Annotated in this window: 21 protein-coding genes and 1 pseudogene; 13 read left to right on the top strand and 9 right to left on the bottom strand. The window is 71.9% G+C overall.

The window, feature by feature from the left end:
• Positions 1–16 precede the first annotated feature (16 nt).
• The 3 genes from FXF52_RS11375 to FXF52_RS11365 all read left to right on the top strand — a co-directional run bounded on the left by FXF52_RS11375 (position 17) and on the right by FXF52_RS11365 (position 2,800).
• On the top strand, positions 17–907 hold the full coding sequence (locus FXF52_RS11375; RefSeq protein WP_187413446.1) for a dienelactone hydrolase family protein: 891 nt from the start codon (positions 17–19) through the stop codon (positions 905–907).
• Between the two features lie 59 nt (positions 908–966).
• Positions 967–2,403, top strand: a complete 1,437-nt coding sequence (locus FXF52_RS11370) for a DUF234 domain-containing protein (protein ID WP_255471849.1) — start codon at positions 967–969, stop codon at positions 2,401–2,403.
• A gap of 169 nt (positions 2,404–2,572) precedes the next feature.
• Positions 2,573–2,800 (top strand): hypothetical protein, encoded by a 228-nt coding sequence (locus FXF52_RS11365; RefSeq protein WP_255471848.1) that lies wholly within the window; start codon positions 2,573–2,575, stop codon positions 2,798–2,800.
• Between the two features lie 155 nt (positions 2,801–2,955).
• Here the strand turns inward: FXF52_RS11365 and FXF52_RS11360 are convergent, their stop codons facing one another.
• Positions 2,956–3,729, bottom strand: coding sequence for a D-Ala-D-Ala carboxypeptidase family metallohydrolase (locus FXF52_RS11360; protein WP_148796216.1), 774 nt, complete (start codon positions 3,727–3,729; stop codon positions 2,956–2,958).
• 334 nt (positions 3,730–4,063) lie between these two features.
• Here FXF52_RS11360 and FXF52_RS11355 point away from each other — a divergent pair, with 334 nt between their 5' ends.
• The gene (locus FXF52_RS11355; protein WP_148796214.1) at positions 4,064–4,705 is read left to right on the top strand and encodes a hypothetical protein; all 642 of its coding nucleotides are present in this window, start codon (positions 4,064–4,066) and stop codon (positions 4,703–4,705) included.
• A gap of 44 nt (positions 4,706–4,749) precedes the next feature.
• Complete coding sequence (locus tag FXF52_RS11350) at positions 4,750–5,214, top strand: PPOX class F420-dependent oxidoreductase (protein WP_148796212.1); 465 nt, start codon at positions 4,750–4,752, stop codon at positions 5,212–5,214.
• Between the two features lie 2 nt (positions 5,215–5,216).
• On the opposite strand, the gene FXF52_RS11345 is transcribed toward FXF52_RS11350, so the two are convergent.
• The gene (locus tag FXF52_RS11345; protein ID WP_148796210.1) at positions 5,217–5,858 is read right to left on the bottom strand and encodes an NAD(P)-dependent oxidoreductase; all 642 of its coding nucleotides are present in this window, start codon (positions 5,856–5,858) and stop codon (positions 5,217–5,219) included.
• 167 nt (positions 5,859–6,025) lie between these two features.
• Between FXF52_RS11345 and FXF52_RS11340 the strand changes: the two genes are divergently transcribed.
• Complete coding sequence (locus tag FXF52_RS11340; protein WP_148796208.1) at positions 6,026–7,150, top strand: hypothetical protein; 1,125 nt, start codon at positions 6,026–6,028, stop codon at positions 7,148–7,150.
• Positions 7,151–7,195: 45 nt separating this feature from the next.
• Here FXF52_RS11340 and FXF52_RS11335 read toward each other — a convergent pair whose 3' ends face one another.
• On the bottom strand, positions 7,196–8,428 hold the full coding sequence (locus FXF52_RS11335) for a serine hydrolase (RefSeq protein ID WP_148796206.1): 1,233 nt from the start codon (positions 8,426–8,428) through the stop codon (positions 7,196–7,198).
• A 65-nt stretch (positions 8,429–8,493) separates the two neighbouring features.
• Here FXF52_RS11335 and FXF52_RS11330 point away from each other — a divergent pair, with 65 nt between their 5' ends.
• The 3 genes from FXF52_RS11330 to FXF52_RS11320 all read left to right on the top strand — a co-directional run bounded on the left by FXF52_RS11330 (position 8,494) and on the right by FXF52_RS11320 (position 10,395).
• Positions 8,494–9,087, top strand: a complete 594-nt coding sequence (locus tag FXF52_RS11330) for a pentapeptide repeat-containing protein (RefSeq protein ID WP_148796204.1) — start codon at positions 8,494–8,496, stop codon at positions 9,085–9,087.
• 75 nt (positions 9,088–9,162) lie between these two features.
• Positions 9,163–9,594, top strand: a complete 432-nt coding sequence (locus FXF52_RS11325; protein WP_255471847.1) for a pyridoxamine 5'-phosphate oxidase family protein — start codon at positions 9,163–9,165, stop codon at positions 9,592–9,594.
• A 120-nt stretch (positions 9,595–9,714) separates the two neighbouring features.
• The gene (locus FXF52_RS11320; RefSeq protein ID WP_148796200.1) at positions 9,715–10,395 is read left to right on the top strand and encodes a hypothetical protein; all 681 of its coding nucleotides are present in this window, start codon (positions 9,715–9,717) and stop codon (positions 10,393–10,395) included.
• Positions 10,396–10,432: 37 nt separating this feature from the next.
• On the opposite strand, the gene FXF52_RS11315 is transcribed toward FXF52_RS11320, so the two are convergent.
• The 3 genes and pseudogenes from FXF52_RS11315 to tnpA all read right to left on the bottom strand — a co-directional run.
• On the bottom strand, positions 10,433–11,239 hold the full coding sequence (locus tag FXF52_RS11315) for a hypothetical protein (protein WP_148796198.1): 807 nt from the start codon (positions 11,237–11,239) through the stop codon (positions 10,433–10,435).
• Between the two features lie 433 nt (positions 11,240–11,672).
• Positions 11,673–12,890, bottom strand: a complete 1,218-nt coding sequence (locus FXF52_RS11310) for an RNA-guided endonuclease TnpB family protein (protein ID WP_148796196.1) — start codon at positions 12,888–12,890, stop codon at positions 11,673–11,675.
• Positions 12,891–13,255, bottom strand: a pseudogene (gene tnpA / locus FXF52_RS11305) (IS200/IS605 family transposase); the annotation flags it as partial. It lies immediately after the preceding gene.
• 105 nt (positions 13,256–13,360) lie between these two features.
• On the opposite strand from tnpA, the gene FXF52_RS11300 reads away from it, so the two are divergent.
• From FXF52_RS11300 to FXF52_RS11285, 3 genes are all read left to right on the top strand, one after another.
• Positions 13,361–13,669 carry a DUF1330 domain-containing protein gene (locus FXF52_RS11300; RefSeq protein ID WP_148796194.1) on the top strand — a complete coding sequence of 103 codons (309 nt, stop codon included), beginning with the start codon at positions 13,361–13,363 and terminating at the stop codon, positions 13,667–13,669.
• Positions 13,670–13,747: 78 nt separating this feature from the next.
• Complete coding sequence (locus tag FXF52_RS11290; protein ID WP_187413445.1) at positions 13,748–14,719, top strand: hypothetical protein; 972 nt, start codon at positions 13,748–13,750, stop codon at positions 14,717–14,719.
• An 89-nt stretch (positions 14,720–14,808) separates the two neighbouring features.
• A complete protein-coding gene (locus FXF52_RS11285; RefSeq protein ID WP_255471846.1) occupies positions 14,809–15,129 on the top strand; it encodes a hypothetical protein in 321 nt (106 codons plus the stop codon).
• Between the two features lie 45 nt (positions 15,130–15,174).
• Here FXF52_RS11285 and dacB read toward each other — a convergent pair whose 3' ends face one another.
• The gene (dacB, locus tag FXF52_RS11280; protein ID WP_148796190.1) at positions 15,175–16,758 is read right to left on the bottom strand and encodes a D-alanyl-D-alanine carboxypeptidase/D-alanyl-D-alanine-endopeptidase; all 1,584 of its coding nucleotides are present in this window, start codon (positions 16,756–16,758) and stop codon (positions 15,175–15,177) included.
• Between the two features lie 355 nt (positions 16,759–17,113).
• Between dacB and FXF52_RS11275 the strand changes: the two genes are divergently transcribed.
• Positions 17,114–17,395: an iron-sulfur cluster assembly accessory protein gene (locus FXF52_RS11275; RefSeq protein ID WP_148796188.1), complete on the top strand. Its 282-nt coding sequence runs from the start codon at positions 17,114–17,116 to the stop codon at positions 17,393–17,395.
• A 10-nt stretch (positions 17,396–17,405) separates the two neighbouring features.
• On the opposite strand, the gene FXF52_RS11270 is transcribed toward FXF52_RS11275, so the two are convergent.
• Together FXF52_RS11270 and FXF52_RS11265 are read right to left on the bottom strand one after the other, a co-directional pair.
• Positions 17,406–18,494 carry a beta family protein gene (locus FXF52_RS11270; protein ID WP_187413444.1) on the bottom strand — a complete coding sequence of 363 codons (1,089 nt, stop codon included), beginning with the start codon at positions 18,492–18,494 and terminating at the stop codon, positions 17,406–17,408.
• A 151-nt stretch (positions 18,495–18,645) separates the two neighbouring features.
• Entirely contained in the window at positions 18,646–19,242 is a 597-nt protein-coding gene (locus FXF52_RS11265; RefSeq protein WP_148796186.1) for a PepSY domain-containing protein, read from the bottom strand.
• Positions 19,243–19,280 lie beyond the last annotated feature (38 nt).

Genomic DNA, 19,280 nt, shown 5'->3' with positions numbered 1-19,280 from the left:
TGAGACGATCATCGCCGTGACCGAGCAGGTGGAGTACCAGCCGATCGAGGCCTTTCTCGGCCCCCGCCCCGAGCGCGTTCCGCTCGACGTCCGGGTGCTCGAGTCGGTGGACTGCGGCAGTTATGTCCGCGAGAAGGTCAGCTACGCCGTCACCGCCGACCAGCGGGTGTCGGCGTACGTGTGCGTCCCGAAGGGCGCCGACCGGTCGCTGCCGGGGGTCTTCTGCCACCACCAGCACGCCGGGCAGTTCGCGCTGGGCAAGAGCGAGGTGGTCGGTCTCGCCGGCAACCCCGACCAGGCGTACGCGCGGGAGCTGGCAGAGCGTGGATTCGTCACGATCGCCCCGGACGCCATCGGGTTCGAGGAGCGGAACTGGAGCCCCGACGGCCGGTCGAACGTGACCTGGTTCGAACTGTCGACCCGACTGGTGCAGGGGCGGACCCTGCTCGCCTCGTGCCTGCACGAGGTGTCCGTGGCGCTCGACCATCTGGCGTCCCGCCCGGAGGTGGACCCGTCCCGGCTGGGCTTCATCGGCCACTCCTACGGCGGCCGGATGGCGTTGTGGGCACCCGCGTTCGACCACCGCATCACCGCGTCGGTGTCGCACTGCGGGTGCATCCCCTACCGGTACTCGCTCAGCCACGACACCGGAGTGCAGGCCGAGTTCGTGCTGCCCGGCTTCGCCGCGCGGCACGACCTGGAAGACGTCATCGCCTGCTTCGGGCGTACCGCGCTGCTCATCTCGGCGACGTCGGACGACCGGTGGAGCCGGGGCGCGGCGGAGGTGTTCGACGGCGCCCGGCGCGTGCTCGGGGACCGGGCCGAACTGGCGATGTACGACGCGGGCCACGTCTTCACCCCGCAGATGCGCGCCCGCGCGTACGCCTTCCTGCGGGACCGCTGTTGAGCGAAAGCCGGGCCGGCAGTATTGCTATCATTCTTGGTTGTATCGCGGATGAGAGTATCGTGGGTGAGCGTATGCGGGGATTCGTGGGACGGACCCGGGAACTGGCAGCTCTTCAAGGCATGCTGGGCAGGGTCAGCCGCGGCGGTCGAGCGGGACGCCCGGGCCGCGCCCTGCTGATGCGCGGACGGCGTCGGGTGGGCAAGTCCCGACTGGTGGAGGAGTTCGTCGACCGGGCCGACCTGCCGTACCTGTTCTTCACCGCCTCCGCGCAGCCGACCGTCGCCGCCGATCTCGCCCTGTTCGTGGAGGCCGCAGCCGGCTCCAGCTTGCCCGGTGCCCACCTCTTCGCCGGCCAGCGCCCGGCGACCTGGGATGCGGCCCTCACCCTGCTCGCCGCCGCACTGCCGTCGGATCGTCCCAGCGTGGTTGTCCTCGACGAGTTGTCGTATCTGATCGCCACAGATCCCGGATTCGAGGGCACCTTGCAGAAGGTGTTCGACCGCGAGTTGTCCCGGTTGCCGGTGCTGCTCCTCTGCATCGGTTCGGACCTCGCCATGATGGAGGCGCTCAACGATTACGGACGGCCCTTCCACCAGCGGGCCACCGAGATGGTGATCCCGCCGCTCAGTCCGGCCGACGTGCGGGACATGCTGGGCCTCTCCGCGGCCGACGCGTTCGACGCCTACCTGGTCTCGGGCGGACTGCCGTTGATTCTCGACGAGTGGCCCACCGACGCCTCGTTGCACGACTACCTGGCCGACGCCGTCACGGATCCCACCTCCGCCCTGTTGGTCAGCGCCGAACGGGCGCTGGCAGCCGAGTTCCCACCGCAGTCCCAAGCCGATCTGGTACTGCGGGCCATCGGCTCCGGCGAACGGACCTTCTCCCTCATCGCCCGAGCCGCTGGCGACCTGCCGCAGGCCTCCCTCAATCGCGCCCTGCGGCTACTGGTCGCCAAGCGCATCGTCGAGGTGGCCACCCCGCTCTCCACCCGGCCGTCCCGGGAGACGCGTTACACGGTGGCCGACTCCTACCTCCGGTTCTGGTTGTCGTTCCTCGGCCCCCACCTGCCGGAGATCGAACGGGGACGGGGTGATCTGACCCTGCGCCGGATCACTACCTCGTGGACGTCCTGGCGGGGACGGGCGGTGGAACCGGTGGTGCGGGAGTCGTTGCGCCGTCTTCCTGCCGATGGCCTGCCGGGGGACACCGCCGTGGTCGGCGGCTACTGGACCCGTACCAATGATCCGGACATCGACCTGGTCGGCGCGGACCGGGCGCCGGTCGCTCGCCGGATCACCTTCGTCGGGTCCGTGAAGTGGCTGGAGAACAGGCCCTTCGACGCCCATGACCTGGGCCGGTTGCTCATGCACCGATCCCAGTTGCCCGGCGCGGACGAGCAGGTCCCGCTGGTGGCGGTATCCCGGTCCGAGGCAGCTGTGGCGGGTGTATCGATCGTCTCGCCGGAGGAACTGCTCGGCGCCTGGCGGGGTTGACCTGCTGCCGCTTCCGGGCCGTACCAGGGGGCGAGGATGTGGTACGACGGGTCGGCCGTACCGGTGCCGAGCTGCAGGAGGCCTGCCGTGCGAGTTGGTGAGCAGTCGACGGATCCCATCGATCAGGTCCTGGGTGAGGTGCCGGTGCCGGCGCAGTTGACCCCGGAGGATGTCCGGCTCGCGGTCCGGGGCGGTGGTGGTGCACGCCGCCGAGGAGTGGCCCGCCGGACCGAAGTGCTGCAACGACGGGGCCGCGTACCCCTGCCGGCTGCACCGGCGGGTGCTGGCGGCCCACGGCCTCAACGAGCGCCAGATCGACGCGCTGGTGCGGCACGGCAACCCATTCGTGCACATGCCCTCCCGTTCGTACCGGCCGCGCTGGTCCCGGGCGAGCTGACCGCTCCAGGTGGTGGCGTGGCGTCAGCCACGCCGAGCCGGAGGGCCGGTTCGGGGGTACGCCCGAACCTGCTCGCCCGGGGCGACGGGACGGCGGCCCGGCCGCAGGAACCCATCCCTGCGTCGGGCCGCCGTCGACGTCGGCTCGGCCGTGGGTCAGATCCCGCAACGCGAGGCGGACCAGACGGTCGTGTTCGCGCTCTTGTCAGCGTTGTTCTCGCGGCGCGCGTCCACGTGGACCTGATTGCTGTGGTCCGGGTAGCCGGGGCCGAAGATCCCGCTGAAGCCGTGGCTGCGGGCCTCCTTGGCTATCTGGCACAGCGACGAGGTGCCCGAGGTGAGGTCGGCCGCGTTGCCGTAGAGGTGTTGGCTGTCCGACGCGCCGCCGACCTGCCGGTTGCAGGCGAAGCTGCGGAAGCCGCTGTTGACGTGGATGGCGTGGTCGCCGAGGCTGTGGCGCAGCGCCTCGAGCTTCCACATCAGACGCAGGGCGTTCGTCCGGGTGGCGCTGGACGAGAGCGGGCCGCCGGTCCAGCCACCCGTGCCGCAGCCGTTGTCCAGCTCGGCATAGCTGAAGTGCTTCGGCGTGCAGTCGTTGTCCTGCAACTCGTAGATCTTGGCGAAGGTCTGCGGGCCGGCAATGCCGTCGACGCGTAGGCCGTACGCCGACTGGAACCGCCGGACCGCGGCCGCCGTCTCGGGACCGTACCGGCCGTCGACGCGGACGATGTCCCGGTACGCGGCCCAGCCGGCCACCCGGATTTGCAGCTGGCGGACGTCCTCCCCGGAGCTCCCCTGGGTGAGGGTCCGATTCCAGGTGTAACAGCTCGCGGCATGGGCCGGCGGCGCGGCGATGACCGTGGCGATCGCCGCCCCGGGCACGGCCAGCGCGAACGCGACGGCGATTCGTTGCAGCGCAGTGAGGCGCACAGGATTCCTCCCGACTGGAGTGTGATTGGGGTGCCATCAGGACATCAGTCCGTTACGTCCTGGCTCATCCATCCTGGCACTGTTTCGACATGCTGGCGGACACTTATCCGAATTGACCTCATAACAGCGGGTCGCGGGGCGCATGCGCAAATTGCAGCGAAGCCGGGAATCACCCATTGGAGTCGGGCGACACGCAGACGGGCCCGGACGTGACGGAAATGGCCTCCCGGCACCGCCCAGGGTGATGTTGCCGGGCCGCCCGCGGCCGGTAACGTCTGCGCCGGGGGCCGGGGACGGCTTCCCGGGCGGCCTTCGCGGGCGGGGGAGGTGGGCGTTGGCGCGGGGTGGCGTCTTCTGCGTCGAGGGGCAGTGGCACCGGGACCTCAACGAGCGCGGCTCCGTCCTGCCCACGCTCGAACTGCTCGAACGGCTGGGCCGGATCCGGTTCATCCACAAGGACGCCGCCACCCGCGACGAGCTCTTCTACTTCATCGACCGCTGGCTGCTCAAGCAGTACGCCGACTACCGCGTCGGCTTCTTCGCCATGCACGGCGAACCGAGCCGGCTGTGCCTCACCGACTGGGACTCGGTGGAGCTGACCGACGTGGCCGACCGGATGGCCGGCCGCTGCGAGGGACGCCGCCTCTACTTCGGCAGCTGCTCGGTGCTGCGCGCCTCCGACACCGCGCTGCGGGACTTCCTCGACGTGACCGGGGCGGCCCTGGTCTGCGGCTTCACCCGCGAGGTGGACTGGGTCGAGTCGGCCGCCTTCGAGACCGTGCTGCTCGACGTGCTCGCCAACGGGCAGCGACACAACGCCGCCGAGCTGCGGATGGGCTCGGCCCACTGGGCGCCCCTCGCCGCATACCTCGGCTTCCGGGTGATCTACGCCAACGGCCGGGCCTGGCGGCCGACCGCCCGGCCCCGGGTGCCGGCCCAGGCCTCCCCGCGCCGGATCGCCAACCGTCCCCGCTGAGCCCGCGCCGATGCTTCGGCCCGCAGGCCTGGTAGAACCGACGCATGGCACGCACCATCGCGACCAACACCCGGGTCGACCGGGACACCCTGATCGAGTTCCTCCGCCCCCGGCACCGGGTCCTGCTGATCACCACCCGCGCCGACGGCCGGCCGCAGTCCTCCCCGGTCTCCTGCGGCGTCGACGCCGCAGGCCGCCTGGTGATCTCCACCTACCCCGAGCGGGCCAAGGTGGCCAACATCCGCCGCGACCCGCGGGTCTCCGCCTGCGTGCTCTCCGACGACTGGAACGGGCCCTGGGTGCAGGTCGACGGCACCGCCGAGGTGCTCGACCTGCCCGAGGCCCTGGAACCGCTGGTGGAATACTTCCGCAGCATCTCCGGCGAGCACCCGGACTGGGACGAGTACCGGCAGGCCATGCTCCGGCAGGGCAAATCGCTGATCCGGATCACCATCGAGCGCTGGGGCCCGCTCGCCACCGGCGGCTTCCCCGCCCGGCTGGCCGACTGACGTCAGTACGCCGCCGTGAACCGCGCGTTGGTGAACCGCGGATTCTCGATCTCGTCGACGATCGCCACCGCCAGATCCTCGTAGGTGAGCACCGACCGGCCCTGCGCGTCCGTCACCGGATGGTCGGTGCCGGTGCGATAGTGCCCGGTCCGCTCGCCCGGGTGGAACTCCAGCGGGGGAGGAGAGACGTACGTCCAGGTCACCCCGTCGGCCGAGGAGCGGTAGACGTCCAGCGCCTCGGCCTGACCCTCCGCCGAGTCCCGGTACTCCTCGGGGAAGTCCGGCTCATCCAGGTAGGAAGTGCCCTTCGGCGTCAGCAGCGTCGCCCCGCCGCCCACGTGGATCACCCGGGGCGCGTCGGGCAGCTCGCGGAGCGTATCGACCAACGTCCGGGCCGCGTCCCGCCACAGGTTCCGCTCGCCGCCGCCGATCGCCACCACGAACACGTCCGCGTCCTCGGCCAGCTCGCGCACGCTCCGCGCCGAGGTGGCGTCCCCGGTGACCGTACGCACGCCGGGCGCCAGGTAGCTGGTCGCCTCCGGCCGGCGCACCGCCGCGGTGACCCGGTGCCCCCGATTCATCGCCTCGTCGGTGATCCGCGACCCCGCGGTCCCACCGGCGCCGAACACGACGATGTTGCTCATGCGGCCACCTCGCTCCGCTCGGCGACCGCATGCTGCTCCGCACTGCGCTCGTTGCGCTCGCTCATGGCTGACCACCTCCCGCCCCAGGTGCCTCGCCCCTCAGGCTAGGGAGCCGGCCGCCCGGCCGGTGCCGGATCGGCCATCCCGTCGCCGACCCGGTCGAAACCGTGCCGTCGGAACTTGCCGACGTCGACTACCTTGCGGAGGGCAAGATCGTCAATGACATGGGGGAACAGATGGCCTCTCCAACCCGACGCCTGCTCGCCTGGACGGCGCCCGCCGCGCTCGCCCTTGCCGCCCTCGTACCGGCCCTGCCGGCCCCAGCCGCAGCGAAGCCGAAGCCCGCGCCGGTCGTCACCACCGGTCCGGTCGACAAGGACCTCAACGGCGACGGGGTGCCCGACCTGATTGCCGTCGGTGGCCCGGGCACGGGGCTCGGCTCCGGCGTCTGGTCGGCGCTCGGCGTGAAGTCCCGCAAGACCGGCGTCGGCACCGGCCAGGTGCAGACCCCGGCGACCAACATCGGCCTGCACGGCAACGGTGTCACCGGGAACAACTCCCCGGCCGACTTCGACGGCGCCCAGGTCTTCACCGGGCGCTTCGCCGGCGTGGACCGCCAGGACTTCGTGTACTACAACCCGGCCGGCGTCTCCGCTGGAAACGGTGGCCTCATCATCGGCGCCGGGGACGGCACCATGACCAACCCGAACCTCAGCGGCAACCAGTGCACGATCGGGTACGACAACCTGATTGACGCCAACGGCAACATCCCGCTGCAGCTGACCAACGCGTTCCAGGCCGACGGCGTCGACAACGGCATCCCGGACCTGCTCGGCATCTCCGGTGACCCCACCAACGGCTACCGGCTCGGCTACCACCCCAGCTGGCCGGCGCCCTGCCTCTACTACGGCGTCACCACGCTGACCAACCCCACCCCGACCGGCGGCACCGACTGGCAGAACTGGAGCATCGCCAGCACCGAGACCTCCTCCGGCGCCGCACTCTTCCTGCGCAACGCCACCACCGGCGACCTCTACCTCTGGACCGGGGTCACCATGGTCGACAACGGCGACGGCACCGGTTCGCTGACCCGCACCCAGTACCAGGTTGCGGCGAACTGGAACACCGGCGTCGCGATCGGCACCCTCGAGGCCGCCGACATCAACGCCGACGGCACCCCGGACCTGTGGACTGTCATGACGGACGGCACCTACCGGGCGTACCTGATCTCCGGCCTGTCCACCAGCGGCACCGCGACGGTGACCGCGACCCGCGCCCAGCGACTGGTCTGACCCGGGTGGGCGCGCCGCCCGCCCGGTGGCGCGCCCACGTCGGGCTCAGTCGATCAGCGCGGAGTAGACCAGCTGGCGCAGCTGCGAGCGCAGCGGGTAGGTGCTGGACGGCATGAGCTGGGTGAACAGCAGCGCGGTGACCTCCTCCACCGGGTCCACCCAGAACGCGGTGCTGGCCAGCCCACCCCAGTAGAACTCGCCCACGCTGCTCGGCACCCGGGACGGCACCGGGTCCAGCACCACGGCGAAGCCGAGGCCGAAGCCGATGCCGTCGAGCACCGTCTCGGCGAAGCCCCCCGGCTCGAAGGAGGCCAGGTCCCGGCCGCCGGGCAGGTGGTTGCGGGTCATGAAGCGCAGCGTCCGGGGCGACAGCAGGCGTACCCCGTCCAACTCGCCCCCGCGCAGCAGGAACTGGGTGAACCGGTGGTAGTCGGCGGCCGTGGAGACCAGCCCGCCGCCCCCGGAGAACCAGCTCGGCTCGGCCAGCGCGGCCCGGCCGATGCCGTCCTGCCGGGTCGCCTGCCCGGTGGCCGGGTTCGGGGCGTAGAGGGCGGCCAGCCGCTTGGCGTCCGCCTCGTCGACCCACCACCGCGTGTCGGTCATGCCCAGCGGGCGCAGGATCCGCTCGGCGAAGAACGCCTCCAGGCTCTGCCCGGAGATCACCTCGACCAGCCGGCCCAGCACGTCGGTGGAGACCCCGTAGTTCCAGCTCGTGCCGGGCTGGAAGAGCAGCGGCAGCCGGGCCAGCCCGGCCGAGGCCGCCGCCAGGTCCGCACCCGGCGGCACGCCCAGGTCGAAGCCCGCCGCCCGGTACAGGCCGTCGACCACCGTGCTCTGCGCGAAGCCGTACGTCAGGCCGGCGGTGTGGGTGAGCAGGTGCCAGACCCGGATCGGCTCGATCGCCGGCACCGTGTACGGCTTGAGCACCGACCCCTTGTCATAGACCCGGGCGTCGGCGAACTCCGGCAGCCAGCGGCTGATCGGGTCGTTCAGCTCGAACCGGCCCTCCTCCCACAGCATCATCGCCGCGACCGAGGTGATCGGCTTGGTCATCGAGTAGATGCGCCAGAGGGTGTCCGCCTCGACCGGCGTGCCCGCCTCCCGGTCGCGCAGCCCGTAGGTCGAGGAGTGGGCGATCTCGCCCCGGCGGGTCACCACGATCTGCCAGCCGGCGAGCCGGCCGTCGTCGACGTACCTGCCGAAGTGCTCGTCGATCCGCGCCAGGCGGGCGGGGTCGAAACCGATACGGGCCGGGTCAGTGCTCACTGCGACGCTCACGCCGCCGAACCTACCGGCCGGTATGCCCACCGGGAAGTGTCGGTGGCCACCACTAATCTGGCGTGATGCCGGAGCCGACAGAAGACGTCACCTACCGCCACGAGGACTGGTACGCCGAGGAGTTGGCCGACCGGCACTTCGTCCGCTGCTCCTTCTTCGACGTCGACCTGACCGAGGCGGTCAGCCAGGGCGCCGTCTTCACCGAGTGCGTCTTCGGCAACGTCGCCTTCAACGCCTCCCGGCACACCGACTCGGCGTTCACCCGCTGCACCTTCAAGCGGTGCAACCTTTTCGAGGCCGAGTTCACCGGCTGCAAGCTGGTCGGCAGCAGCTTCGACCAGTGCGACCTGCGCCCACTGCGGGTCAGCGGCGGCGACTGGTCCTTCATCGCCCTGCCCGGCGCCGACCTGCGCGGCGTGCACCTCACCGACGTACGCATGCGCGAGGCGGACCTGACCGGCGCCAACCTCACCGGCGCCACGGTCACCGGCGTCGACCTGTCCGGCGCCCAGCTGCACGCCGCCCGACTGGCCCGGGCCGACCTGCGCGGCAGCGACCTGACCGCACTCGACCCGACCACGGTCGAGCGGGCCGGAGCCATCGTCGACAGCGAGCAGGCGATCGTGCTGGCCCAAGCGCTCGGCTTCGAGATCCGCTGACCGGTCCGGAAAACACGCCGCACGGTGTCAGCTTTTCCTGCCAGGCTGGCCGGCATGGCATGGTGGCCCGACCTGATGGCATCCGAACCCGACTTCGCGGCGCGCGTACGCGCCCGATTCACCGTCCGCAAGCACGGCACGATGGCGACCCTACGGCGGGACGGCTCGCCGCGGATCAGCGGCACGGAGATCGACTTCTCCGACGACGGTCAGCTCCGACTGGGCAGCATGGCGGGCGCGCTCAAGGCACTCGACCTGCGGCGCGATCCCCGCGTGGCACTGCACTGCCCGACCGAAGACACCCCGGAGGACGATCCGGCCTCGTGGGGCGGCGACGCGAAGATCGCCGGCCGGGCGCACGAGGAGCCACCGGGCGAGGACGGGTCGCACCGGTTCCGGATCGAGCTGACCGAGGTGGTGCTCACCCGGGTCGGCGACCCGCCGGACCATCTGCTGATCGAGAGCTGGCATCCCGAGCGTGGCCTGCGGCGCCGCGAGCGGCGCTGACCGGCCCGTTGTCGGGAACATGCCTCTGCCCGACGGCTTCTCGAAGATCGGCCGTATGCCATTCTCCCTGCGGCGGGCCACGGGGGCGACCGCCGGCACCGGTGGCCGAGGGGGGAATCGGTGGCTGAGGACAAACTCACGCAGACCGGTATCCGGGTGGGCGGCTGGCTGCCCCACGCGCCGGCCGAGCCGGCGCCGGAGCAGCCGGTCACGCTGCCGCGTCGGCTCCCCGCCGACGGCGCGGCCCCGCCCACGCCGCGACCGGCCGCGGCGACCGGCCCGGCAGCGTCGGTCGGCTCGGGCGCGACCGGCGCGCACGCCGATCCGGCGCCGCCACCCGACCACGCCCGTCCCGCATTCCTTCGCGAGCACGCCGACGCGGCGCCGGTTCGCGACGACGCCCGTCCGGCGACCGTCGATCAGCCGGGGGAGACCGGACCCGAACCGCCCACCTCCCCGGCCGTCGAACCAGCCGCGGTCGCGCCGCCGGCAGTCAGCCCGGCGGCGCCCGGCCGACACTCCTCGGAGAGCGTCGTGCACCGCCTCGCCGAGCTGCTCGGACCGGTGGTCGCCAAGGTGCGCACCGCCGTCGGCGTCGCGCCCGACGGGCCAGCCACCCGGGTCGGGCTGGCCCGGGCCCGCCGGCGCCGACGCCGGCTGGTGCTGGGGGCGGCCGTCCTGACCGTGCTGGTGCTGGTGCTCGCGTACGCGGGGCGGGACCCGGACGCCGAAGCGGCGGTCAGCTGGTCACCGCAGCTACTGGTCGGTGACAAACGGTGCCAATGCGCGCATGGTCAGTGAGGTAGCGCCCAGGGCGTCCGGGCCGCGCGTGCCGCGCCTATTCGAGGAGCAGGACCACAAGGTCTATCAGCGAGCCCCCGACAAAGAGGAACAGCGCGGTGATGCGGACCGGGCGTACGGGTCTGGCGAGGAACCGGAGGAAGCGCGCCGCTGTGCCGAGCAGTGTTCCCTCCACCGCGCCGGGCATGGCGAGCGGCATGGCGGCCAGCGTGAAGACCGCAACGACCGTCAAGGCCACGCCGACAAATCCGAGGATCCGCACCGCCTGTCCTTGGGCCGCCAATCCGCTGAGATCGAGAGTATTGGCGGCTACGACCATCGCGATCGTGGCCAGCATCATCAGCACCGCGGCGAGGCCGAAGCTTCGCTCCTTCGCGTCGGTGGCCCTGCTGACCAGCCCCCGTTCGCTCTCGGGTAGCTCGCGTGACAGGAACTCGTCGATGCGGCGTTCCACCAGCGCGGACGCCGCCAGGACTTTCTCGCGACTTTCACCATCGCGCAGGTCGTAGGTGTCCCGGAGCTCATCCATCACGGTATGCCAGAAGGTGACGAAGGCATCCTCGCCCAAGCCGGATGGGGCGGTCTGCGGCGGGGTGTGGACAAGGCTGGAGTGCGGCACCACGCCGCCTACGGTCGCCACAGAGGTGTTCTTGACGAAGAAGCCATGGGCTTCATCCCGCAGCTCAGCGATCCGGCCGATTATCCGGTATTCAGATCTGCGTTGTGCGTACTCGTTGGCGCGGCGACTCCAGTGCTGCAGCTTCGCTGGATCGATGAGATCGACGATCGCGCTCAACCCGGCCAGGAAGAGAGCCAGCTTCCCGGCGATCTCGAAAACCCGCACCGGGGCAGCATAAATACCCCGGACGCGATCAGCCCGGCCAGCCACCAGCGGATACCGCCGCGCTGGCCGACGTGCCGGCCCGCGTCGACCTCAGCGCGGTCGGCTCGCTCGACTAGGTCCACTGGGGACCACCCGACGCCGGCCGGTCGATCCGCAAGCGCGACGGCTCCGGCGCGGTCCGCGACGAGGGCGGCCGCGGCGAGCGGGTGAGCTACGACAACAACCCGGAGTCGTACGCCCGGCGTGACCGCACCCCGGTCGGCCCGGCCGCAGCGGGCTGGCCGCAGAATCGGTGCCAGGCCCTGCGCCGTGGAGTCGGCGCACGTCACCGGGGAGGGACCATGCCCGCGTTCGCGCTCGCCCACCTGCGTACGCCGCAGTTGACTTCCTCCCCACGCCTGAGGACGGGAGGATTCCCGTGGCTGAGGCGTGTTCACGCCGCGAGCCGTTCGGGTGGTTGGCGTTTCACAGACCGCCCAACGGCGAGGTCTCCACGCCCTGTTACCGCCAGCCCGGCGGCGAGTATGTTCTTGGCCGCGTTTACGTCGGCGTGGTCCTGATGCCCGCAGGCGACGCATCGGAAGATCGCTTGGCTCTCGCGGGATTCCGGGGCGACGTGCTTGCAGGCGTTGCAGGTTTGCGACGTGTACGCGGGTTTGACCTTCTCGATGTGTGTTCCGTGGTAGCGGGCGGCGTGTTCCAGCTTGAGTAGGAATCCGCCCCAACCCTTTGAGAGGATGGCCCGGTTCAGGCCCGCTTTCTGGCGGACGTTACGGCCGGGCTGCTCGATGGTGCCCTTCGCGCTCGCGGTCATGTTCTTGATCCGCAGGCCTTCGACAGCGACCATGCCGTGCTCGCGGACCAGCCGCACGGCGGTCTGCGCAGCAAAGTCAGCCCTGCGGGCCCGTATCCGGGCGTGCAGCCGGCCGAGTTGCGCGCGGGTAGCATCGCGGCGTTTCGACCCGCGGTTGCGGCCATGGACCCGTAGCGACCGGGACAGGCGTTGCTGCAGCCGCTTGAGCCTGGCCGCCTCGCCGGGGGTGACGAACTCCCGATCGTCCAGGCCGCCGTCGGAGGTGGCCACCGCCACGGCCACACCCCGGTCCACGCCGACCGGCGGCTTACCGTTCGGGGCCGCTTCGCTCACGCCGTCCTCGACGCAGAACGAGATGTACCAGCGTCCGCCGTCACGGCAGACCGTGGCGTTACGGATGACCCCGCCGGGCGGGCGGGTCCAGCGGAACTTGACTGGCCCGAACTTCGGCAGCCGCACCTCACCCCACCGCCGGTTCAGACGCCGCACGTCGATCTGCTTGGGGTCGGGGAACCGGAACGACGGGGCGGTGCGGGTTTTGGATCGCCAGCGCACCTTCCACGTGCCATGCGTCGTGCATGCCTGGTCCAGGTCCCGCAGGGTTTGCTGCAACGTGTGCGACGGCGCATCGGCCAGCCACGCACAGTCCGGGTCCTTCTTCGCCTCGGCCATCTGCCGGGCCTGCTCGACGTAGCCGATGAACGCGCCGCGGCGGCGGTACTCACGCCGCTGCTCCAACCCGGTGTTCCACACCGCCCGGCACACCGCACCCACCTGCTCGGCGTAGGCGGCCTGCTCGTCGGTGAACGCGAGCAGGTAGCGGCGGCCGGTCAGCACTCAACGACCCTTCTGCCGCTCAACGTACCGCTCCAGGGGTGCCGCCGGTGGTCGCCACGAAGTACGAGTTCGTCCACAGCGTAGGCAGCCGGGAACGCAGCGACGGCAACTCTTCCTGCAACACCCGCGACGTCCGTGCCTTGATCGCCTTGACCAGCTTATGGACACCGAACTCCGGGTCCACCTCGACCAGCAGATGAACGTGGTCCGGCATGACGTCCAGCGCCACCAGCCACGCCACTTTCTCCTCCACCACCTCCCGGAGGAGCTGCTTCAACCGCTCCTCGATCCGGCCGCCGAGCACCCCGCGTCGATACTTCGGGCACCATACGACATGAGAAAGCGCACTGGAAGACAACGTTGCTCGCAACGTAGCCGACACCTGTGCAAAATACAGCATCATGCTGTCAATCGTGCGTCCGAAATAGACGCGCTACCGCCACAGCTAAACCAGGGTCTGCGCGCTACGCATTCCGATCAACGAGGACGTCCTGGAATACCTGGAGAAGATCCAGGCGACCCTCGACCCGTACCAGGGGCGGTTCCGGGTGCACGGCATCACCCCGGAGGTGATCGAAGGGGAGTGGCCGGGCACGGTGGTGATCATCGAGTTCCCGGACATCGAGCAGGCCCGCGCCTGGTACGCCTCACCGGCGTACCAGGAGATCCTGCCACTGCGCCTGCGGCACATCGAAGGCTCGGCCATCATCGTCCAAGGCGTCGGGCCGGACTACAGCGCCGCACGCACCGCCGCCCGGCTGCGCCAGGACATCGGCTGAGCGCGGTCCCCCGTCCGGGGGAGCCGGTCCCCTCCCGCTCGGGAGGGACCGGGGACGCGGCGGCGGCAATGTGGACCCATGACGCTCACCGTGCCGCCGCCGACCGTCGCCACCACCCGGCGCCGTTCCGCCTGGCTGGCGTACGCCGCCGTGGCCTGGGCGATCGGCTACGGCGCGCTGCGCGTGGCCTGGGTGGTGATCGGGTCCCCGTCGTTCGGGCCGCTCGGGGCCGACCTGGTGGTGGTCACCGGCTGGTGGTTCGTGGCGCTCCAGGCCGCCGCGGCGGTGGCCGGCGTCGGGCTGGCCCGGGCCCCTGCCTGGCGGCCGGCGCTGGCCGCGGCCGCCTGGGCGGTCTGCGGCGCCATCCTGCTCTCCTGCGCATTGCTTCTGCTGGACCTGGTCGGTTTCCTCATCCTCGACCTCAGCCCCGCGTTCACCCTGGCCGGGTTCCTCAGCCGGGCCGGTGCGCTCGCCGGCGCCGTGCTGCTGCACGCGGCGGCGCTCGCGCACCTTCGCCGGTTCCGGGGGGACTGCGGTCGGTGCGGCCGGGCCCGTGGGTCCGGTGGAGCCGCGTCGCGCTGGGCCCGGGTCGCGGCGTGGGCGGCGGTCGCCGGCTGTCTGGTGCGGCTCGCCGCCCAGGTGGTGGTGGGCTTCGGGGACGTGCCGCTGGCGCAGGGCGCCTCGGTGGTGGCGTTCGAGGTGGGGTTCCTGCTCGCCGGGGTCCTGCTGCCGCTGGCACTGGTGTACCCGTGGGGGAGGGTGTGGCCGCGGTGGGTGCCGCTGCTCGCCGGCCGTACGGTGCCCCGCCTGCTGCCGTTGGCGCCGGCGGCCGTCTTCGCGGTGGGGCTGGTCGGCTACTTCGGCGTCGGCCTCGCCCAGCTCGCCGTCGAGACCGCGACCGGCAACGTCGACCTGGGCGACGGGCGCTACCCGCCGGCCTTCTTCTGGTTCGCCGAGTCCGGCTACTGGGTGTGGGGCTGGGGGTTGGGCATCGCCGCAGTCAGCTATCACCTGCGGACCCGTCGGGCGTGCCAGCACTGCGGCCGGTGACGCCGGGACAATTTGTCCGTCGGGGGCGCGGTGGGCCGTCGTACCTTACCGAGGTCCCCGTCCGACCATCCCTTGTGGAGGTCCGCCCGATGTGCAGCGTTGCGTCCGTCGTCCGTCCCGTCGCCCCGTCCGCACCGGGTGACCCGTCCGGCGAGGTGCTGCGGGAGATCCCGCTGCCGCCGTACGTGATCGGCGAAGACGCCCAGTTCGCGGTGCGGGCCGTGGTGGTGCACGCGCCGCGGCGGTGGTCGGGCGGGACGGTCTGCCGTAATGACGCCAGCCCGCACCCGTGCCGGCTGCACCGCTGGGGGCGGCGGGTGCTCGCGCTGCACGGGTTGCCGCCCGCCGAGATCGACGCCCTGATCGAGCGCGGCGACCCGGCCGCCGACCCGCGCCGGCCCGGCGCCTGACGGGTGGGGGCCCGGCCCGTCCCGCGGGCCGGGCCCCCACCCGGGTCAGCAGACGATCGGCTTCACCCAGGAGCACTCCCTGCCGTCGGGCACCCGGGGCACCTCCGGCGCCGTCGGCACGGTCAGCCGCGCCGTGGTCGTCCCCTTCTCGGTGTACGAGGCCAGCGCGATCGCGATCTGATCCTCCAGCCCCTTGACCGACGACGTCAGGTAGTTGTTCAGCACGATCGAGAAGGCCAGCAGCCGCCCGTCCGCGTCGGTCACGTAGCCGGAGAGGCCGGACGCCCCGGTCAGACTGCCGGTCTTGGCGTGCACGTTGTTCGCGGCGGCCGTGCCACGCATCCGGCTGCGCAGGGTGCCGCCGACGAAGCGGTCGGCGTTGCCGGCCACCGGCAGGGCCGCGTACCAGGTGTCGAACCAAGGTTCGGCCCGGACGGCGGCGAGCAGCGCCACGAACTGGGCCGGTGGGATCATGTTGCGCCGGGAGAGTCCGGAGCCGTCGCGCTGGCGCAGCGTCCCGGTGTCCACTCCGGAGTTGCCCGCGTACGTGCCGATCGCGGCGAGCCCGGCGGACCAGGTTCCGGAGCCGGACATGACCCGGCCCAGTTCCTTGGTGAGCACCTCCGCGTGGCCGTTGTTGGAGAGCTTGAGGAACGGCACCATCAGCTCGGCCAGCGGCATCGAGTCGTGCCGGGCGAGCGTGGTGGCGTCGCTCGGGGTGGCCTGGCCCAGCACGGTCCGGCCGAGGACGCGGACCCCGTGCCGCAGCAGCGCCGACCGGAAGATGTCGGCCGCGTAGCCGGTCGGCTCCCAGACCGTCATCCAGTCGCTCGTCGGGTCCTCGCCGACGGCGATCTGGCCGGTCACCACGATGGTGTTGCCACCGTGCTCGCGCTCGAAGGAGATGTTCGTCTCGCCGGTGGCGACCGTCTCGGCCCGGTTGTCGATGCGCAGCCAGCCGTTGGGCGGGGTCATGGTGACCACCGGGGGCGTACCCGGCTCGCGGCCCGGGGCGGCGTGCACGATCACGGTGCCGGCGTCGTAGTCGGTGTCCGGTGCCACGGTCAGCGCGGAGACCTGCGCGGCGTAGTAGTAGGACTCGTCGTCCCAGGTCCAGTCCGGGCCCAGCCGGGTGCGGTCGTAGCGGGTGTCGTCGGCGACGAGGGTCCCGGTCACCACCCGTACGCCCTCGGCGGCGACCCGCGCGGCCAGCCGGTCGTAGTCCTCGGCGAGCATGGTCGGGTCGCCCCCGCCGCGCAGGTACAGGTCGCCGGTGAGCACGCCGGCCCGGCGTACGCCGTCGCTGGCGACGTCCGTGGTGAAGCGGTGGCCCGGGCCGAGCAGCTTCATCGCCGCGGTCGAGGTGAGCAGCTTGGTGTTCGAGGCGGGGATCAGTCGGCGGTCGGCGTTGCGGGTGTAGAGGGTCCGTCCGGTGCTGGTGTCCACCACGACCACGCCCGCCTGGGCCCCGCCCAGCCGGGAGTCGGCGAGGACCGCGTCGATGGTCGCGTTGAGCCGGGTCTGCGCGGGCGTGGGCGACTCGGCGGTGGCGGTCGAGGCGCCGGCGGTGGCCGCGGTGGCGACCACCGCCAGCACCGCGAGCACGCGCGGAAAGAGACGACGATGCATGCGTCGATGCTGTCATGGAGTTTTCTTCCAGAGAAGGCTCCACATCGAAAGTTATTACCGGTCGCGGGGCTCGGCGCGGTGTCGAAACTCCAACGCATACCCGCCTTCGGGGCCGGAAAACCCTTGCTCAGCCTCCTGTCACCCGTTCGGGTACGCGGCCCGCGGCCCCGGTGTCGACTGATCCAGCTCTATTTGACGGATGCCCGCGCAGGGGGCACCGTAGGCCATGAGGGCGATGCGACCTGCCCTGATTTGCCCGGCGAGGACTGAAATCGCCGTCCCGGGGTCCGGGCCCGGCCACGTGAGGGCCGCGGTCACCCGTTCCCGATCCTGAACCTGCCACGAGGAGTCCGCCATGCTGACCATGACCGACAACGCCGTCCTGGTGATCCGCGACCTCGCCGAACAGCAGGACGTCGCCGAGGGCGGCGGGCTGCGCATCGCCGCCGACACCGACGCGGGCTCGCTCTCCATCGAGCTGGTGCCGCAGCCGACGCAGGGCGACCAGGTGGTCGACAACCAGGGCGCCCGGATCTTCCTCGACGCCGACGCCGCGCAGCTGCTCAACGACACCTCCGTCGACGCGGTCGTCGACGAGGAGGGCATCGTCCAGTTCGGCTTCACCACCAAGGAGTGACGAGCGCCGGTCACCCGGCCCGACGGTGCGGGTCACCGCGGGCGTGCGGCCGACCGGAACGTCCCTCCGCGTGCCACGGCTCGTCGCGCTGTTCCCGCTCAGCGGGGAGCAGCGCCGCCAGCACGTGCGCCAGGTGGTGCGAGGTGCTCCAGGCGATCCAGTTCGACGGCGAGCCGGCACCCGCGCTCCGCCGGGCCCGGCGCAGGATCTCGTGGTCGCCCCAGGAGAACCCCGCCCCGGCCGTCGGCCAGTGCGGGGCCGCCACCAGGGTGCGGCACAGGTCGGCGAACCGTTCGTCGCCCCGGCCGCCCCGCCGCGACCATCGGTAGACCCACCACGCCTCGTCCGTGGTGTAGCGCAGCGTCGGCAGCCGGTCGCCCGGCCCCTCCGCGCCCGGCACCGCGCAGCAGACGCCGTAGTCGCCGTAGCCGACGCCGAGGTCGGTCAACCGCTGCCAGAGCTGCCAGCCGAAGCGGTCGAGGCGGACCGGCTCGTCGATGGGCAGGCGGGCCAGGGTCGGCGGCATCCCGCCGGCCGCCACGGTGACCGAGCGCCAGGCGTGCCGGCGGGCCCACTCCGCCAGCCGCCGGACCCGGGGTTCGGCCAGCCGGATGTCCGCCGGGCAGCACACGTCCCCCACGTCGATCAGCAGGTCGCACTGCTCCGGCATCAGCCGGGCCAGCCGCCAGGCCCGCTCCACCGCGCTGGTCGTCGCGTCCGGCCCGGCCCGGTCCTGCCCAATCCGCAGCCGCAGCACCGCCCGGTGGGCGTACGCCCGCGCGGCGGCGCCGTGCGCCACCAGCCGCCGGTTGCTCTCCGCGAGCCCGATCACCGGCACCAGCGGTACGCCCCAGCGGACCAACTCACTCTGCGGCCCGTCCGGCAGCGCCGAGACGTCGACCGAAGGAAGCAGCCCGGCCGGTAGCCGGCCGACGAGGTCCACGGTGCACGGCTCCACCGCGTGGACGTCGATGACCGGAGCGAGCAGCGGAGCGGCGACCTGGTCGAGATGGGCCAGTGCCTCCAGCTCACCCCGACGACCCGCCAGCACCGGACGGTAGACCGGTTCCGCCGCCCGACCCCCGTGGGCGGACTCCATACTCCAATGTATCGGCGGATTCGCGTTCGCCCACAATTTTCGCGGAATCGGGAGGGCTGTCCCATGTCGACCTCCCGGTTCCGCCTCCGGCGCTGACACCCCCGGGCCCGGGCCATGTGCCCGGGTCCGGAAGCTGTGCGGGGAGGTGCGTTCAGTCGTCGTCGCGGTCGCGGGGCCGGTCCCCACCGTGGTCGTCGCCGACGTCGTGGTTCCGGTCGTCGCTGCCGGCGCGGGTGCCGCCGTGATCGTCACCGCGGTCGTCGGTGCCCGCGCGGGGCCGGTCACCGCCGTGGTCGTCGCCGACGTCGTGGCTGCGGTCGTCGCTGCCGGCGCGGTCGCGACCGCGGTCGTCGACGAGCTTCCGCTCGACCTCGACCACGGTGCCGTCGCCCCGGTCGACCTTGACCTCGTAGGTGGTGCCGCCCTTGGCGACCTTGACGCTCCACACCCGACGACCGTGCTCCCGCTCGGCCTCGATCTCCACGATCCGCCCGCCGCCGAGCCGGGCGAGCGCGATCTCGCCGGCCCGCTTCCCGCTCACCGTGCCGTCGGCGGTGCCGTTCGGCGCGGCCAACGTCGGGTCGTCGTCCGGCTTGGGGTTGTCCTCGATGGTGGGGCTGGCCGTCGCCGCGGCGAGCGCCGTACCGGGCGCCGTCCGGTCGACGGTGGTCACGCCCAGGGCCACACCGGTCACCGCCAGCACCGCGGCCCCGCCGGCCGCCGCCAGGACCAGGGAAGTTCGTCGCATCCTCTCCACCTTTCCTCGGTTGTGCGATCGAGGATCGG

This window comes from Micromonospora sp. MP36 (genome assembly GCF_008119785.1).
Taxonomy (GTDB): Bacteria; Actinomycetota; Actinomycetes; order Mycobacteriales; family Micromonosporaceae; genus Micromonospora.
Note: the sequence above shows the minus strand (reverse complement) of the source record. Positions and strands in the feature narration are given on the sequence as shown.